Genomic DNA, 14,229 nt, shown 5'->3' on the forward strand with positions numbered 1-14,229 from the left:
CGTCGCGGACCTAACCCAAGGCGGGGTCGGGAAGGCCCCGGATGTCGCGCCAATATTCCTCGCGCACATTGTCGTCGATCACGGCCGGATCGCCCGCGCCCTTGAACAGCCGGTCGGCCCCGTCCTTGCGCGCTCGAGCGATCCAGTACGGATGGCCGGTCACGCTGTCCTGGAAGTTGGCTTTCAGGCCCGAGTGGCGCAGGGCCCAGAACGTCTGGCCGGCATAGTGCAGGGTCTCGCCGCTCTTGGACGAGACGACCCGCCCGATCCGCGCCGGCCCGTTGATGCCCTTGGACTTGTCCTCGACATACATGATCCGGGTCTTGCTCTTCATCGGTCTATCCTACGAAGCCGGCCGCGCGACGCAGCCGGTCATTGATCGCTTCGCCCAGGCCGTCTTCCGGGATCGGCGCGACGGCGATGGCCGAGGGGCGAAGACGGTCGGCGGCGCGCAGGTACGAGAACAGGTTGGCGGCGGCTTCGGCCAGGTCGCCGGACGGGCTGAGATTGAAGACGCGCGGACCCTGCGGCCAATCCCCGAACGCCAGATAGGCCTCGGTCGTCTCTGGGGCCTTGGCGTTGATCCGCACCGGCGCGTCGGGGGCGTAGTGCAGGGCCAGGCGGCCGGGCGAGCGCCTGGCGTCGTCTTCCGCTTCGGCCAGAGGCCCGACGATCCGCTGCAACTGGAAGCGCGTGACGGCGCCGGGCCGCAGCAGGCGCGCCTGGCCGTCCAGGACCGAGACCACGGTCGATTCCAGGCCGACGGCGCTCGGCCCCCCGTCCAGGGCGGCGGCGGCCTTGTCGCCGGTCTCGGCGACGGCGTCGGCATAGGTGGTGGGGCTGGGGCGGCCCGAGCGGTTGGCGGAGGGGGCGACGACCGCGCCGCCGAACGCTTCCAGGACCGCGTGCGAAACCGGGTGGCCCGGCACGCGGATCGCCACCGTGTCGAGCCCGGCGCGCGCCAGGTCACAGACGGCGGCCGTGTCCTTGATCGGCGCGACGATGGTCAGCGGCCCCGGCCAGAATTCGCGGGCCAGGGCCCAAGCGCGGTCATCGAGGTCGGCGATCCGCGCGGCGGTCTCCAGGTCAGCGACGTGGGCGATCAGCGGGTTGAAGCGCGGCCGGCCCTTGGCCTCGAAGATCGCCGCCACGGCCGCCGGGTTCGCGGCGTCGGCCCCGAGCCCGTAGACCGTCTCGGTCGGCAGGATGACCAGCCCGCCGGCGCGCAGAGCGGCGGCGGCGGCCTCTACTTCTTCTTGGCGGTCAGGCTGAAGCTGACCTTCACCTTCGCCGCGATTTCGTCCGTCGACGCCCATTCGCCCTGCCCAACTCCAAACGTCGTCCGGTCGAGGGTGGTTACACCCCGGGCGGTCGCCGTGTCGCCGTCGATCTTCAGAGAGAACGGCAGGCTGAGCGGCTTTTTCACGCCGCGCAGGTCCAGGATCCCGTCGGCGACGAACTTACCCTCGCCGGTCTTGCGGAACTTGGCAGCCGTGAAGGTCGCTTTTGGGTGCTCGGCGGTGTCGAAGAAGTCGCCGCTGGGCAGGCTCTGGTCGCGCTGGGCGTCGCCGGTGTCGACCGAGGCCGTGTCGATGGCGACGGTCAGCTTCGAGCGGTCCAGGGCCTCGGGCGAGAACAGGATGTCGGCGGTCCAGGTCTTGAAGCGGCCCTCGATGGCGTTCTCCGACCAGGTGGCGCTGAAGCCCAGGGTCGAGCCCTTCTGGACCGTCCAGTGGACTGGGTCCTTGAGCTCGGAGACTGCCGCGGGGGCGGCCTCGACGGCGGGCGGCGCGGCGTCGACCGGCGGCGTCACGGCGGCGGTCGGAGCTTCGGCCGGAGCAGGTTCGGCGGCTGGCGCGGGCGGCGCGGCGGGCTTGGCCTTGGTGGCGGGCATGTAGAGATAGCCCGCGGCGACCACGGCGGCGAGACCGGCCGCGGCCAGCCAGGCCCGGGGCTCTTTCCAGCCGGGGCGAGCGCCGGGAGCCATGTTGGCGAACACCTCGTCCTTGTCGAGGATCTGGTGCTTGGCCACCGCGCCCAGGTGCAGGATCAGCAGCAGATAGGTGATCTTGACCAGCACGCCGTGGCCCAGCTCGCCGATCTCGTACCAGAGGTGCTTGGGACCGGCCGCCAGTTCGGGCAGGCCAGGAATGTGCGGCCACGGCATCGTCCCGAACAACAGGGTCGGGATCGGCACGCGGCTGGCCGAGACCAGGATCCAGCCCGTCAGCGGCAGGCCGATCATGATCACATAGAAGCCGATGTGAACGAGCTTGGAGGCGACCTGCTCCCACTTGGGCTGTCCCTCGGGCGGGGCCGGCGGCGTGTTGAACAGCCGCCAGGCCAGCCGCGCCAGGCTGAGCAGCAGGATGGTGATGCCGATCGACTTGTGCAGCTGGAACAGGGCGTAGGTGGTCGGGCCCTTGGGCCCGTCGCCCATCCGCCAGCCCAGGATGATCTGGAAGATGAGGGCCGCGGCGATCAGCCAGTGAATGACGATCGCCACCGTCGTGTAGCGCGTACGGCTTGCGGCCATGCGAGTCTCCCAGGTCCCCTGAACTTTAGCTTGGATCATGGCGGGGTTCGCCCGCCATGATCCAGCGCAGTTTTACTTCTTCTGGAATTCGACTTCGATGTTCAGCGTGACGTCGTCGCCGACCAGCGGCACGTACTTGCCGACGCCAAACTCCGACCGCTTGATGGTCGTGGTCGCCGAGAAGCCCGCGCGGGTCTGCAGCGGGTTCATGCCCGGGCCCGAGCCGTTGAAGGTGACGTCCAGCACCACCGGCTTGGTCACGCCGTGGAAAGTCAGGTCGCCGGTCACCGTGCCGTGCTGGCCGTCGCCGACGTTCACGACGGTCGAGACGAAGGTGATGGTCGGGTACTTGGCGGCTTCCAGCCAGCCGTCGCCGATCAGTTCCTTGTTGAACTTCAGGCCGAACTCGTCGGCGCCGGTGGCGGTGTCGATCGAGGCCGGGTCGACCGTGACGGTCAGCTTGGCGGCGGTCGGCTGGGCCGGATCGTACTGGTAGGAAGCGTCCAGCTTGGTGAAGCGCAGGGTGTAGTTCGACAGGCCCATGTGCTTGAGCTTGGCGGTCAGGGAAGCGTGGGTCTTGTCGAGCACATAGCTGCCGGCGGGCATCTTGGCCGGATCGGTCGACGGCGCGGCCATGGCGGCCGGCGCGGTCAGCACGGCCGCGGCGAGCGTGGCGTAGAGGAAGGGCTTGTACATCGGGGCGCTCCAGGGCGGAATTAAAACAGCATTAGTTGCAGTTCCCCGACTTAGGCACTCCAGCACGGCTTTGAAGGGGGCGAAGATCACGAGGCCGTGATCTTCGCCATAAAGACGGGGATGGCTTGGCGACGTTGCGTCACCCCGCCTAAACAGATCGCCGATCCTCTGGAGCTTGTCGGCCATGACCTATCGCGCCCCCGTCCGTGACCTCGCCTTCTCGCTGCGGCATGCGGCGGACTTCGGGCGGCTGGCCGACGCCTTTCCCGAGGCCGACGCCGACACGGTGACGGCGGTGCTGGAAGCGGCCGGCGCCTTCGCCGCCGACGTGCTGGCTCCGCTGAACCGGGGCGGTGATCAGGTCGGCGCCCGGCTGGAGAACGGCGTGGTCCGCTCCGCCCCCGGCTTCGCCGACGCCTACAAGCAGTTCGCGCAAGGCGGCTGGGCCAGCCTGGCCGCGCCGGTCGAGCACGGCGGCCAGGGCCTGCCCAAGACACTCGAAGTCGCGGTGCTGGAAATGATCCAGGCGTCGAACATGGCCTTCGGTCTCTGCCCGATGCTGAGCCTGGGGGCCATCGAGGCCCTGGAGCTGTGCGGCACGGACAGCCAGAAGCACACCTACCTGCCCAAGCTGATCTCCGGCGAATGGACCGGCACCATGAACCTGACCGAGCCGCAGGCCGGTTCCGACCTGGCCGCCCTGACCACGATGGCCACCCCCGATGGCGCCGGCGGCTGGAAGATCACCGGCCAGAAGATCTTCATCACCTGGGGCGACCACGACGCGGCCGACAATATCGTCCACCTGATCCTGGCCCGCACGCCCGATGCGCCTCCCGGCGTGAAGGGCATCTCGCTGTTCCTGGCCCCCAAGGTGCTGGTCGACGCCGACGGCAAGCTGGGCGAGGCCAACGCCCTGCGCGTGGGCGGGCTGGAGCACAAGCTGGGCATCCACGGCTCGCCCACCTGCGTGATGCTGTTCGAAGGCGCCAAGGCCGAGCTGGTTGGGGGCCTGGGCCAGGGCCTGCCCAATATGTTCGTGATGATGAACGCCGCCCGCCTGCAGGTCGGGGCCCAGGGCGTGGCCATCGCCGAGCGCGCCTACCAGCAGGCCCTGCACTTCAGCCAGGAACGCGTCCAAGGCCGCTCGGCCTGGACGGGCGCCTATCCCTCGCGCCTGTTCGACCATCCGGACGTGCGCCGCTCGCTGGTGCTGATGAAGGCCCATATCGAAGCCGCGCGCGGCATCTGCCTGTCGACCGCCGTCGCCGCCGACCTGTCGCGCGCCGCCACCGACGAGGCGACCCGCACGAGCGCCAAGCTGCGCGAGGAACTGCTGACCCCGATCGCCAAGGCCTGGTCGACCGATGTCGGCGTCTGGGTCGCCTCGCAAGGGCTGCAGATTCACGGCGGCATGGGCTTCATCGAGGAGACCGGCGCGGCCCAGCACTATCGCGACGCTCGCATCGCCCCGATCTACGAGGGCACGAACGGCATCCAGGCCATCGATCTCGTGGGCCGCAAGCTGTCGATGGGCGAAGGCCAGGCCGTGGCTGACCTGATGGACGACATCCGCGACACCATCGACGCCCTCAACGCTTCGGCGCTGAAGGCCGTCGGCCTGCGCCTGGGCGCCGCCCTGGACGCCGCCGCCTCGGCCACCGCCTGGCTGGTCGAGCGCCGGACCAAGTCGATGCCCGACGCCCTCTCCGGCGCCACGGCCTATCTGAAGCTGATGGGCGATGTCGTCGGCGGGTGGATGCTGGCCAAGGGCGCCCTGGCGGCCTCGGGCGAAGCCGACGCGGCCTGGGCCGAGAGCAAGCGGGCTCTGGCCCGCGTCTTCGCCGAGAGTGTGCTGGCTCAGGTTCCCGGCGCGGCGGCGGGCGTCATGCTCGGCGCGGCCGACCTGGAGGCGATGACGCCCGAGGTGCTGGGGGCCTGACAACAAACCGTGTCATCCCGGCCGCAGCGAAGCGGAGAGCCGGGACCCAGGGGCGAGCGGCGGTGCGCCGGCCCCTGGGTCCCGGGTCGGCTACGCCGCCCGGGATGACACCGTTTTCTTGCGCGTTCAGGCCTACGCCTTGAAGAACGCCAGCAGGTCGGCGTTGATCACCTCCGGGTGCGTGGACGCCATGCCGTGCGGCAGGCCCGGATAGGTCTTCAGCGTCCCCTTTTTCAGAAGCTTGATGGCCAAGTGGGCGCTGTCGGCGATCGGGACGATCTGGTCGTCTTCGCCGTGCATGATCAGGACCGGCACGTCGATCTTCTTGAGATCCGGCGTGAAGTCAGTCTCGGAGAAGGCCTTGATGCAGTCATAGTGGGCCTTGGCCCCGCCCATCATGCCCTGGCGCCACCAGTTGTCGATCAGGCCCCGGCTGACCTTGGCGCCCGGACGATTGAAGCCGAAGAACGGACCTTCCGGGATGTCGCGGAAGAACTGGGCGCGATTGGCCAGCAGGGCCGAGCGGAACCCGTCGAACACCTCGATCGGCAGACCGCCCGGATTGGCCGGGGTCTTCAGCATGATCGGCGGCACCGCGCCGATCAGTACGGCCTTGGCGACGCGGCCCGGCTTGGCGCGGGCGACATAGTGAGCGACCTCGCCGCCGCCGGTCGAGTGGCCGACGTGGATGGCGTTCTTCAGGTCGAGGTGGTCGGCCAGGGCGATGACGTCGGCGGCGTACGCATCCATATCATTACCCGTATCCGTCTGGGTCGACCGGCCATGGCCGCGACGGTCGTGAGCGATCACGCGATAGCCCTTGCCCAGGAAGAACATCATCTGGGCGTCCCAGTCGTCGGCGCTGAGCGGCCAGCCGTGGTGGAAGACGACCGGCTGGGCGTCCTTCGGACCCCAGTCCTTGTAGTAGATCTGGACGCCGTCCTGGGTGGTGACGAAGCCGCTTTGCGAACGGTTGGCGGCATGCGGCGTGGCGACGGCGGCCTTCGGGGTCGCGGCCTGGGCGCTCTGGCCCAGCGAGGCGGCCGCCACGGCGGCGAGACCGAAGCCGGCGGTCATCACGCCGCGACGGGAAGCTTGGTTCGACTGGCTCATGGATCAACCCTCATTTTCTAACCGCGATAATTGTTATCGCTACAACGAGTAGCGATCTAAACCGCGGCGGCGGCCCTGTCCATCATTTTATTTATCGCGACATCATTTTTCGTGATAGGAAGGATCCATGACGACGAAGACCCCACGCCCATACCCTCTGGATCAGCAGATCTGCTTCACCCTGTACGCCACCAGCATGGCGATCACGCGGGCCTACAAGCCCCTGCTCGACGCGCTGGGCCTGACCTATCCGCAGTACCTGGTGCTGAACGTGCTGGGCGAGGCGCCTGAAGGCAAAGGAGGCGGGATCACGATCGGCGGCATAGCCGAACGGCTGGACCTGGAGTCCAGCACCGTGACGCCGCTGGTCAAACGCCTGGAGGCCGCCGGTCTGGTCGCGCGGCGGCGCGGGCTCGAGGACGAGCGCCGTGTCGAGGTGACGATGACGGAGGCTGGACGCGCCCTGCTGGGCCGCTCGGGATGCCTGAACGACATGCTGCTGGAGCGGTCGGGCATGGAGGGCGAGGACCTGGGGGCGCTCAACAAGCGGATCCAGGCGCTGCACGAGGCCATAGTCAAAGAATAAAGGGCGCGGCGGCGGCCGCCGCGCCCTTCGGGTCTTACAGCTGCTCGAGCAGGTACTCGGCCGACGAGACCTTGAACTGGCCGGCTTCCTCGACGTGCAGCTGGGTCACGACGCCGTCCTTTGCGATCAGCGAGTAACGCTGCGAGCGCTCGCCCATGCCGAACTTCGAACCGTCGAAGTCCAGGCCGACCGACTTGGTGAAGTCGCCATTGCCGTCGGCCAGCAGCAAAACCTCGCCGTCGATGCCCTGGTCCTTGCCCCAGGCCTTCATCACGAAGACGTCGTTGACCGAGACGCAGGCGATCGTGTCGACGCCCTTTGCCTTGAGTTCCGCGGCCTTCTCCTTGAAGCCCGGCAGGTGCTTGGCCGAGCAGGTCGGGGTGAAGGCGCCGGGGACGGCGAACAGGGCGACGGTCTTGCCCTTGAAGATGTCGTCGGTGGTGATCGGCGCCGGCCCTTCGGCCGTGCTGGTCATGAAAGTCGCCGCGGGCAGCGTGTCGCCAACCTTGATCGCCATGGGCCGTGTTTCCTCGTGTGCGTGTGAAATCGCGCCTGCTCGAATATCCCTCGCGAGAGCAGACGCCAAGCACGCTTTGAAACGTTCAACGACTTGAAACCGTCACGACGAAAGCCAATGCTCTTACCATGGACACCTTCATCGAAGACGGCCCCCACGGCGAGGAGGACGGCGATTTCCTGGTCGGGCGGCTCTTGGTGGCCATGCCCGGCATCGAGGACCCGCGCTTCGAGCGCATCGTGCTCTATCTGTGCGCCCACGACGAGGACCAGGCCATGGGCCTGGCGGTCAACCGCCCGGTCGAGGGCCTGACCGTGTTCGAGCTGCTGGAGCGCCTGGGCGTGAAGTCACGGCTCCAGGCCCCGAGTGATCTGGTGCTTCTGGGCGGCCCGCTGGAGCGCGAACGGGGCTTCGTGCTGCACACCGACGATTTCATGTCGCCGGACTCGACCCTGCCCGTGGCCGACGGCCTGAGCCTGACCGCCACCCGCGACGTGCTGGACGCCCTGGCCAGCGTCAACCGCCCGCGCAAGGCGATGCTGGCCCTCGGCTATGCCGGCTGGGGTCCGGGACAGCTGGAGCAGGAGCTGCGCGACAATGTCTGGCTGATCTGCGACGCCGACGAGGCCCTGCTGTTCGACGAGGACCACGAACACAAGTGGACCCGGGCGCTGGCCAAGCTGGGCGTCACCGCCGACCACCTTTCGGCGACGGCGGGACGGGCCTAGCCCCGCGCCTTCACCGGCGCGGCGCCATCCACATAGGCTTCGTTCAGATAGACCTCGGCCTCCTGCGGCGACAGCGCCGGCGCGTAGCCGAAGCCCTGGCCGTAGTCGCAGCCCAGCGACTGCAGGGCATGGGCCATCTCGGCGTTCTCGACGCCCTCGGCCACGACTTCCAGATCCAGGTCCTGGCCCAGCTTGACGACCGAGCGGACGATCTTGGCCGAGCCGGCGTTGCTGCCCATGGTGCGGACGAAGTAGCGGTCGATCTTCAGCGTGTCGAACGGCAGGCGCGTCAGGTACGAGAGCGACGAGAAGCCGGTGCCGAAGTCGTCCAGCGCCAGGCCGGCGCCGGCTTCGCGCAGGGTCTTCAGGATCACGGCGGCCCGCTCGGGGTCGCGCATGATGTCGCTTTCGGTCACTTCCAGCTTCAGGGCGCCGCGCGGCAGGCGGTTGACGCGCAGGGTTTCGGCCACGTCGGTGACCAGGCCCGGACGGTCGATCTCGCCGGTCGACAGGTTGACGCTGACGGTCAGGGCGCCCATCGCCGGATGGCTGTCGCGCCACGTGGCCAACTGCTTGGCGGCGGTGTGCATCATGTGCGCGCCGAGCTCGCTCATCAGCCCCATCTCTTCGATCAGCGGCAGGAACTCGTCGGGCGGCAGCATGCCCCGGCGCGGGTGGATCCAGCGGGCCAGGGCCTCGAAGCCCGACAGCGCGCCCGTCGACAGGCGCACGACCGGCTGGAAGTAGGGTTTGATCTCGCCGCGCGCGATGGCGCCCCGCAGGTCGGCCTCCAGGGCCAGGCGCGAGAGGCCGTCGGTTTCCATCGAACGGCCGTAGGCGGCGGCCCCGCCACGGCCGGCGGCGGCGGCGGCCTCGACGGCCAGCTCGGCGCGACGCAGCAGTTCGCAAGCGTCCGGAGCGTCCAGGCCGCCCTCGGCGGAGACGGCGCCGATCGACAGGGTCGGGTGGATGTCGAACCCGGCCACGCGCAACGGCTGCTCCAGGGCCGAGCGCAGCATCTCGGCCGGCTCGTAGCCCTTGGGCGCGCACAGCACGGCGAACTCGTCCTCGCCGATCCGGCCCAGCAGGGCGTCGCCCGGGAACGAGGCGGCCAGGCGGGAGCCGAGGGCGGCCAGGACCAGGTCGGCGCGTTCGTGGCCCAAGGCCTCGTTCAGGCGGCGCAGGCGATCCAGGTCGGCCACGACCAGTTCGTGCATCCCGTCCTGTTGCAGGCGCTCGCGGGCGCGGGCGATGAAGCTGCGGCGATCCAGCAGGCCTGTGAGCTCGCAGCGCTCCGAGGCCGAGAATTTCGTTTCGGGGGCGACGACGCCGGCGGCGCGGACGCCCTCCTCCAGCCAGACGCCCCGCCACAGGCAGGTCTCGCCGCCGCGCACGCGGAAGCGGGCGATGACCTCGCAGCCAGGCTCGCGCAGCTTGAGGACTTCCTCGGCCTGCGCGCGGTCCTGCGGCAAGGCCAAGGCGCGAAAGGCGGCGGAGGAACATTCGGGGGCCAGCGGCCCCAGGCCCAGGGCGCGGGCGGCGCCATTCAGGCGGAGGCGATCGGCTTCGGGCTCCCAGATCCACAGCGCGACATCGGCGCCGCCCAACGCCTCGAGCGTGGCGGTCGTGTCCCAGTTCCGTCGTTCGCTGGTCTTGAAAGACATGCCCGTCCCAAAAACTCGTCGGTCGGGCCGCGGCGCTACTCGGGCGCGACCATGCCGAACAGACGATGATCTCGCCAACCGCCGTTAATTTTCAAATAAGCGGGCGCATATCCCTCCTCAGAAAACCCACATTTCAATAACAGGGCGGCCGAGGCGGCGTTCTGCGGCATGCACGCGGCTTCAAGTCTGTGGAGACCCAGACCCTTGAAAGCAAAGCGGATCAGGGTCTGGACGGCGTCGCTCATCAAGCCTTGCCGTGTAAAGGACTGGCCGATCCAATATCCAATCGAGCCGGTCTGAGCGACGCCACGTCGCACATGAAAAAGTCGCACGGCGCCGACCAGGACGTTGTCCGAACGACGAAAGATGAAGAATGGATAGGCTTCGCCCATCTCCAGCTCGCGGGCATAGGCGCTGAGTCGGGCGCGAAAGGCGGCCCGGGTCAGGTCGTGTTCTGGCCAGGTCGGCTCCCACGGCTCCAGGAAAGATCGGGACTGGGCGCGCAGGGCCGCCCAGGCGCGATGATCCTGCGGACGCGGCGGCCGCAGATAGACGGCGCGGCCCTCCAGCTGCAGGCGGGGGCGAGTCTTCAGGAACGGTAGAAGGACGGACAAGGACGAAGCTCGATCTCAATCACGGCCGTCACCTTCCGATGTCAGCTTTTGGGGGACAATGCTTTGCCGAACGCCTCGCCGGCCTTCAGCGCCGACTTGGCGCCGAGCACGGCGGTGGCGGCCTGGCCGGCCAGCAGGCGCCGACCCAGACGCGCAACGTCGGCGGGGGTCACCGCATCGACCTCCGCGGCCAGTTCGGACGGCGGATAGAGGCGGTCGAACAGCAACACCTGCCCGGCCCCCTGCTCGGCGCGCGACAGCGGCTGCTCGCGGGCCATGAACATGTGCGCCTTCAGTTGGGCCTTGGCGCGGGCCAGCTCGGCGTCGTCGATGCGCTCGACCAGCTTGACCAGTTCCTCGGCGCAGACCTTGGCGGTCTCGACCGCGTCGCCGGCCGCGCAGCCGGCATAGATGCCCAGCGCCCCGTGGTCGGCATAGGTGTCGGCATAGGCGTCGATATTGTAGGCGAGGCCGCGCTTCTCGCGGGCTTCCTGGAACAGGCGCGAGGACATGCCGCCGCCCAGGGTCTCGGCGAAGATGCGCAGGGCGAAATAGTCCCGCTCGCGCGCGCCGCAGGCCGGCAGCATGAACACCAGATGCGCCTGCTCCAGCTTGCGGGTCTCGGCCCGCGGGCCGCCGATGAAGGCCGCGGCTTGCGGGACGGGCGCGCCAGGCGTGGCGGGCAGGTCGCCGAAAGCGCGCTCGGCGGCGGCCATCAGCTCCGCCTCGTCGACCGCGCCCGTGGCGCTGACCACCAGGCGGTCGGCGGCGTAGAGCTGGGCGCGCCAGTCGGACAGGGCCTCGACCGTGGCGGCCTCGACCGTGGCGTCGCTGCCCAGGATCGGACGGCCCAACGGGTGGTCGCCCCAGCTGGCGCGCTGGATCAGGTCGAAGACATAGTCGTCGGGCGCGTCGGCGGCCTCGGCGATCTCCTGGGCGACGACCTGCTTCTCGCGGGTCAGGTCGGCGGGATCGAGCGTCGGGCGACGGACAAGGTCGGCGATGACGTCCATGCCGAGATCCAGGCCGCCCTTCAGCGCCCGGACCTGGAAACTGGTGCGCTCATAGCCGGTCGCGGCGTTGACCGAGCCGCCCTGGTTCTCGATGACCTCGACGATGTCGCGAGCCGAGCGTCCGCCCGCGCCCTTGAAGACCATGTGCTCCAGCAAGTGCGACCAGCCCGACCGCGCCGGATCCTCATAAGCGGCCCCGCGCCCCGCCACGACGGAAAGGGCCAGGGTTTCGAGGCCCGGCATCGGGTCACAGACGACGCGGACGCCATTGGGCAGGGTGCGGAGGATCGTGGTCATGAGCGGCGGTATCTAGGCGCTCGCGCGCCTAAACACTAGCCCAGCCTCAAGTATTGGCCGCGAAGGTCCGCACGAAGGCCTTGATGGACGCGCCGTCGGCCGGCAGGCGCTCGAACTTTTCCGGTTTCTTGGAGAGGTCCGGCGTGGCGCGCGGGGTCAGGGGCAGAAGGCCCGTGGCGGCCTGGACCGCTTCGGGGAACTTGGCCGGATGGGCGGTCGACAGCACCACCACCGGGACCGAGGCGGGGACGTCCACGCCCCGCGCGGCGGCCAGGCCGACGGCGGTGTGCGGGTCGATGACCTCGCCGGTCTCGTTCAGGGTCGAGAGCATGGTCTTGGCGGTGTCGGCTTCACTGACCGACGCGCCGCGGAAAAGCTCGCGCATCCAGGCGTGCGCGCCCGGCGGAATGTCCAGCAGACCGGTGTCGGCGAAGGCGCGAAAAGCCCGCCCGGTCTCGGTGCCGTCGCGGCGGACCGCTTCGAAATAGAGCCGCTCGAAGTTGCTGGCGACCTGGATGTCCATGGCCGGGCTCTGGGTCGCGGCCACGGCGCCGCGCGCATAGCGGCCGGTCTCGATGGCGCGCGCCAGGATGTCGTTGGAATTGGTGGCGGCGGTCACCGAGTGGATCGGCAGACCCAGCTTCTTGGCCACGAAGGCGGCGTAAGCGTCGCCGAAATTCCCCGTGGGCACCACGAAGGCGACCTCGCGGTTCGGAGCGCCTAGCGCGACGGCCGAGGTGAAGTAGTAGACGCTCTGGGCCGCGATCCGCGCCCAGTTGATCGAGTTGACGCCCGACAGATCGACGGCGTGGCGGAACTGGTCGTCCTGGAAGGCCTGCTTGACGATGGCCTGGCAGTCGTCGAACGACCCCAGCACCGAGATGCAGGCCACATTGGCGTCGACGGCCGTGGTCATGAACCGGCGCTGCACCTCGCTGATGCGGCCTTCCGGGAAGAGGGCGACGATGCGGGCGTTCTTGCGGCCCCGGAACGCCTCGACGGCCGCGCCGCCGGTGTCGCCCGAGGTGGCGCAGATGATGGTCATCTTCCGCGACTGCCGCTCGAGTACGTAGTCGTACAGCCGGCCCAGCAGCTGCATGGCGACGTCCTTGAACGCCAGGGTCGGGCCGTGGAACAGCTCCAGCAGGTAGCGGTTCGGGGTCAGCTGCTTCAGCGGCGTGACAGCGGTGTGGGCGAAGGTGGCGTAGGCCTCCTCGCACATGTTGAGCAGGTCCTCGGCTGGGATGTCGTCGCCGACGAACTTGCCGACCACGGCGGCGGCCACCTGGGCATAGGGCTGGCCCGCGAAGCTCGCGATCTCGGCCGCCGAGAAGCTGGGCCACTCGTTGGGCACGTACAGGCCGCCGTCGGGGGCCAGGCCGGCCAGCACCGCATCCAGGAAGCCGATGGGCGCGGACTGGCCGCGGGTCGACACGTAGCGCATCAGGGTCTCACTCTCCGCCAGAGCATGGCGGCATAGATAAACAGCAGGGTTACGGCAAGACCGAACCACGTCAGGGCGTATTCCAGGTGCCGATTGGAAATTTCTGCCGGCAGCGGCGCGGGGGTGATTCCGGCCGGCGCGGGGGCCTCGCTCTCGGCCATCAACACCAGCGGCGCGGGTTGGCGGCCGGGAAAGCGCTTCAGGACCTCGGCCCGGTCACCGCCCAGTTGCTTGATCGGCATCAGCACGCCGACCACCCGACGCGGCGTGTCGAAGGACCGCGGCGGCGGCGCCACCTGCCCGGTCAGGGCGGGGACGACGCCACGGTCCACAAGGATCATGTTGTAGGGACCGGCCAGGACAGCGCAGGGGGCTTGGGCGCGCCAGACCACGTCGCCGTCGCGAACGCCATAGACCAGCGGCAGGGGCTGGCCGGCGACGTCGCCACAGTCGACGCTCACCCGGGTCCAGGCCAGGTCCTTGGCGCGGGCCTCGGCCGTCAGCACCTGGATCAGCGGCAAGGCCGGCGCCGTCTTCAGGACCTCGATCCGCGCCAGTATGCCTTGCTTCCAATGCAGGCGCTGGACCTGCCAGGCGCCCAGGCCGCAGAGGATGGCGAAGGCGATCCCCGTGGCGATCGTCAGGCCGATCGGGAAGCCGGACTTCCTGGCTGCGGACTCAGACATGGTCGCGACCAGCTTCCGAGGCCTTGTGGGCGACCTGGGCGGCGACCATCAGCCCCTTGGCCGGGCGCATGAGGCCCAGGCTGATGATCACCACCGCGGGCAACCAGACAACCAGCAGCGCCCAGATTGGCCAGTTCCAGGCGAACATCGAAAACAGCGCCCCGAAGGCGCAGACCGATCCGGCGATCAGGATGACGAAGGTCGCCGCCCCGTCGCCGGTCTCGAACTTGCTCAGGTCGAAGCCGCAGGCCTCGCAGGATGGCGCCAACTTGAGGAAGCCCTCGAACAGATGGCCTTCCCCGCAGTTGGGGCACAGGCCGCGCGCGCCGGCGGCGTAGGGGTTGGTCTTGTGGGTGGAAGAAGGGGTCATGGGTGCGGGCCTCCGAAACGAAA

General features: G+C 69.1%; 15 protein-coding genes and 1 pseudogene. 4 read left to right on the top strand and 12 right to left on the bottom strand.

The window, feature by feature from the left end; genetic code table 11:
- Nucleotides 1-10 precede the first annotated feature (10 nt).
- The 4 genes from AC1RNC_RS20730 to AC1RNC_RS20745 all read right to left on the bottom strand — a co-directional run bounded on the left by AC1RNC_RS20730 (nucleotide 11) and on the right by AC1RNC_RS20745 (nucleotide 3,232).
- Complete coding sequence (locus AC1RNC_RS20730; protein WP_492888155.1) at nucleotides 11-334, bottom strand: 1-deoxy-D-xylulose-5-phosphate synthase; 324 nt, start codon at nucleotides 332-334, stop codon at nucleotides 11-13.
- Between the two features lie 4 nt (nucleotides 335-338).
- Nucleotides 339-1,316, bottom strand: a complete 978-nt coding sequence (locus AC1RNC_RS20735) for an L-threonylcarbamoyladenylate synthase (protein ID WP_492888156.1) — start codon at nucleotides 1,314-1,316, stop codon at nucleotides 339-341.
- On the bottom strand, nucleotides 1,247-2,536 hold the full coding sequence (locus AC1RNC_RS20740) for a YceI family protein (protein ID WP_492888157.1): 1,290 nt from the start codon (nucleotides 2,534-2,536) through the stop codon (nucleotides 1,247-1,249). The genes AC1RNC_RS20735 and AC1RNC_RS20740 overlap by 70 nt, the downstream gene beginning before the upstream one ends.
- 72 nt (nucleotides 2,537-2,608) lie before the next feature.
- On the bottom strand, nucleotides 2,609-3,232 hold the full coding sequence (locus AC1RNC_RS20745; RefSeq protein ID WP_492888158.1) for a YceI family protein: 624 nt from the start codon (nucleotides 3,230-3,232) through the stop codon (nucleotides 2,609-2,611).
- 184 nt (nucleotides 3,233-3,416) lie between these two features.
- Between AC1RNC_RS20745 and AC1RNC_RS20750 the strand changes: the two genes are divergently transcribed.
- Together AC1RNC_RS20750 and AC1RNC_RS20755 are read left to right on the top strand one after the other, a co-directional pair.
- Nucleotides 3,417-5,174 (top strand): acyl-CoA dehydrogenase family protein, encoded by a 1,758-nt coding sequence (locus AC1RNC_RS20750; RefSeq protein ID WP_492888159.1) that lies wholly within the window; start codon nucleotides 3,417-3,419, stop codon nucleotides 5,172-5,174.
- A 7-nt stretch (nucleotides 5,175-5,181) separates the two neighbouring features.
- A pseudogene (locus AC1RNC_RS20755) lies at nucleotides 5,182-5,292 on the top strand (hypothetical protein); the annotation flags it as partial.
- A gap of 14 nt (nucleotides 5,293-5,306) precedes the next feature.
- On the opposite strand, the gene AC1RNC_RS20760 reads toward AC1RNC_RS20755, so the two are convergent.
- Nucleotides 5,307-6,287: an alpha/beta fold hydrolase gene (locus AC1RNC_RS20760; RefSeq protein WP_492888160.1), complete on the bottom strand. Its 981-nt coding sequence runs from the start codon at nucleotides 6,285-6,287 to the stop codon at nucleotides 5,307-5,309.
- Between the two features lie 127 nt (nucleotides 6,288-6,414).
- Between AC1RNC_RS20760 and AC1RNC_RS20765 the strand changes: the two genes are divergently transcribed.
- Nucleotides 6,415-6,873 (top strand): MarR family winged helix-turn-helix transcriptional regulator, encoded by a 459-nt coding sequence (locus AC1RNC_RS20765; protein ID WP_492888161.1) that lies wholly within the window; start codon nucleotides 6,415-6,417, stop codon nucleotides 6,871-6,873.
- Nucleotides 6,874-6,907: 34 nt separating this feature from the next.
- Here AC1RNC_RS20765 and AC1RNC_RS20770 read toward each other — a convergent pair whose 3' ends face one another.
- Complete coding sequence (locus tag AC1RNC_RS20770; RefSeq protein WP_492837445.1) at nucleotides 6,908-7,390, bottom strand: peroxiredoxin; 483 nt, start codon at nucleotides 7,388-7,390, stop codon at nucleotides 6,908-6,910.
- Between the two features lie 128 nt (nucleotides 7,391-7,518).
- Here AC1RNC_RS20770 and AC1RNC_RS20775 point away from each other — a divergent pair, with 128 nt between their 5' ends.
- Nucleotides 7,519-8,118 carry a YqgE/AlgH family protein gene (locus AC1RNC_RS20775; protein WP_492888162.1) on the top strand — a complete coding sequence of 200 codons (600 nt, stop codon included), beginning with the start codon at nucleotides 7,519-7,521 and terminating at the stop codon, nucleotides 8,116-8,118.
- Here AC1RNC_RS20775 and AC1RNC_RS20780 read toward each other — a convergent pair.
- The 6 genes from AC1RNC_RS20780 to AC1RNC_RS20805 are packed head-to-tail and all read right to left on the bottom strand — an operon-like array spanning nucleotide 8,115 to nucleotide 14,206.
- The gene (locus tag AC1RNC_RS20780; protein WP_492837447.1) at nucleotides 8,115-9,782 is read right to left on the bottom strand and encodes a putative bifunctional diguanylate cyclase/phosphodiesterase; all 1,668 of its coding nucleotides are present in this window, start codon (nucleotides 9,780-9,782) and stop codon (nucleotides 8,115-8,117) included. The genes AC1RNC_RS20775 and AC1RNC_RS20780 overlap by 4 nt on opposite strands.
- Nucleotides 9,783-9,817: 35 nt before the next feature.
- A complete protein-coding gene (locus AC1RNC_RS20785; protein ID WP_492888163.1) occupies nucleotides 9,818-10,396 on the bottom strand; it encodes a GNAT family N-acetyltransferase in 579 nt (192 codons plus the stop codon).
- A 41-nt stretch (nucleotides 10,397-10,437) separates the two neighbouring features.
- On the bottom strand, nucleotides 10,438-11,706 hold the full coding sequence (locus AC1RNC_RS20790) for a M16 family metallopeptidase (RefSeq protein ID WP_492888164.1): 1,269 nt from the start codon (nucleotides 11,704-11,706) through the stop codon (nucleotides 10,438-10,440).
- A 46-nt stretch (nucleotides 11,707-11,752) separates the two neighbouring features.
- Complete coding sequence (thrC, locus tag AC1RNC_RS20795) at nucleotides 11,753-13,150, bottom strand: threonine synthase (protein ID WP_492888165.1); 1,398 nt, start codon at nucleotides 13,148-13,150, stop codon at nucleotides 11,753-11,755.
- Entirely contained in the window at nucleotides 13,150-13,836 is a 687-nt protein-coding gene (locus AC1RNC_RS20800; protein ID WP_492837451.1) for an SURF1 family protein, read from the bottom strand. Before AC1RNC_RS20800 ends, thrC begins: the two co-directional genes overlap by 1 nt.
- Nucleotides 13,829-14,206 (bottom strand): DUF983 domain-containing protein, encoded by a 378-nt coding sequence (locus AC1RNC_RS20805; protein ID WP_492888166.1) that lies wholly within the window; start codon nucleotides 14,204-14,206, stop codon nucleotides 13,829-13,831. Before AC1RNC_RS20805 ends, AC1RNC_RS20800 begins: the two co-directional genes overlap by 8 nt.
- Between the last annotated feature and the right edge of the window lie 23 nt (nucleotides 14,207-14,229).

The sequence above is a fragment of the Caulobacter sp. GW822-FHT01G02 genome (assembly GCF_058802865.1).

Excerpts from the sequence above, each read along its gene's own strand:
- AC1RNC_RS20730 (WP_492888155.1), bottom strand. The coding sequence starts at position 334 with ATGAAGAGCAAGACCCGGATCATGTATGTCGAGGACAAGTCCAAGGGC.
- AC1RNC_RS20735 (WP_492888156.1), bottom strand. The coding sequence starts at position 1,316 with ATGGGCGTCGACGGACGAAATCGCGGCGAAGGTGAAGGTCAGCTTCAG.
- AC1RNC_RS20740 (WP_492888157.1), bottom strand. The coding sequence starts at position 2,536 with ATGGCCGCAAGCCGTACGCGCTACACGACGGTGGCGATCGTCATTCAC.
- AC1RNC_RS20745 (WP_492888158.1), bottom strand. The coding sequence starts at position 3,232 with ATGTACAAGCCCTTCCTCTACGCCACGCTCGCCGCGGCCGTGCTGACC.
- AC1RNC_RS20750 (WP_492888159.1), top strand. The coding sequence starts at position 3,417 with ATGACCTATCGCGCCCCCGTCCGTGACCTCGCCTTCTCGCTGCGGCAT.
- AC1RNC_RS20760 (WP_492888160.1), bottom strand. The coding sequence starts at position 6,287 with ATGAGCCAGTCGAACCAAGCTTCCCGTCGCGGCGTGATGACCGCCGGC.
- AC1RNC_RS20765 (WP_492888161.1), top strand. The coding sequence starts at position 6,415 with ATGACGACGAAGACCCCACGCCCATACCCTCTGGATCAGCAGATCTGC.
- AC1RNC_RS20770 (WP_492837445.1), bottom strand. The coding sequence starts at position 7,390 with ATGGCGATCAAGGTTGGCGACACGCTGCCCGCGGCGACTTTCATGACC.
- AC1RNC_RS20775 (WP_492888162.1), top strand. The coding sequence starts at position 7,519 with ATGGACACCTTCATCGAAGACGGCCCCCACGGCGAGGAGGACGGCGAT.
- AC1RNC_RS20780 (WP_492837447.1), bottom strand. The coding sequence starts at position 9,782 with ATGTCTTTCAAGACCAGCGAACGACGGAACTGGGACACGACCGCCACG.
- AC1RNC_RS20790 (WP_492888164.1), bottom strand. The coding sequence starts at position 11,706 with ATGACCACGATCCTCCGCACCCTGCCCAATGGCGTCCGCGTCGTCTGT.
- thrC (WP_492888165.1), bottom strand. The coding sequence starts at position 13,150 with ATGCGCTACGTGTCGACCCGCGGCCAGTCCGCGCCCATCGGCTTCCTG.
- AC1RNC_RS20800 (WP_492837451.1), bottom strand. The coding sequence starts at position 13,836 with ATGTCTGAGTCCGCAGCCAGGAAGTCCGGCTTCCCGATCGGCCTGACG.
- AC1RNC_RS20805 (WP_492888166.1), bottom strand. The coding sequence starts at position 14,206 with ATGACCCCTTCTTCCACCCACAAGACCAACCCCTACGCCGCCGGCGCG.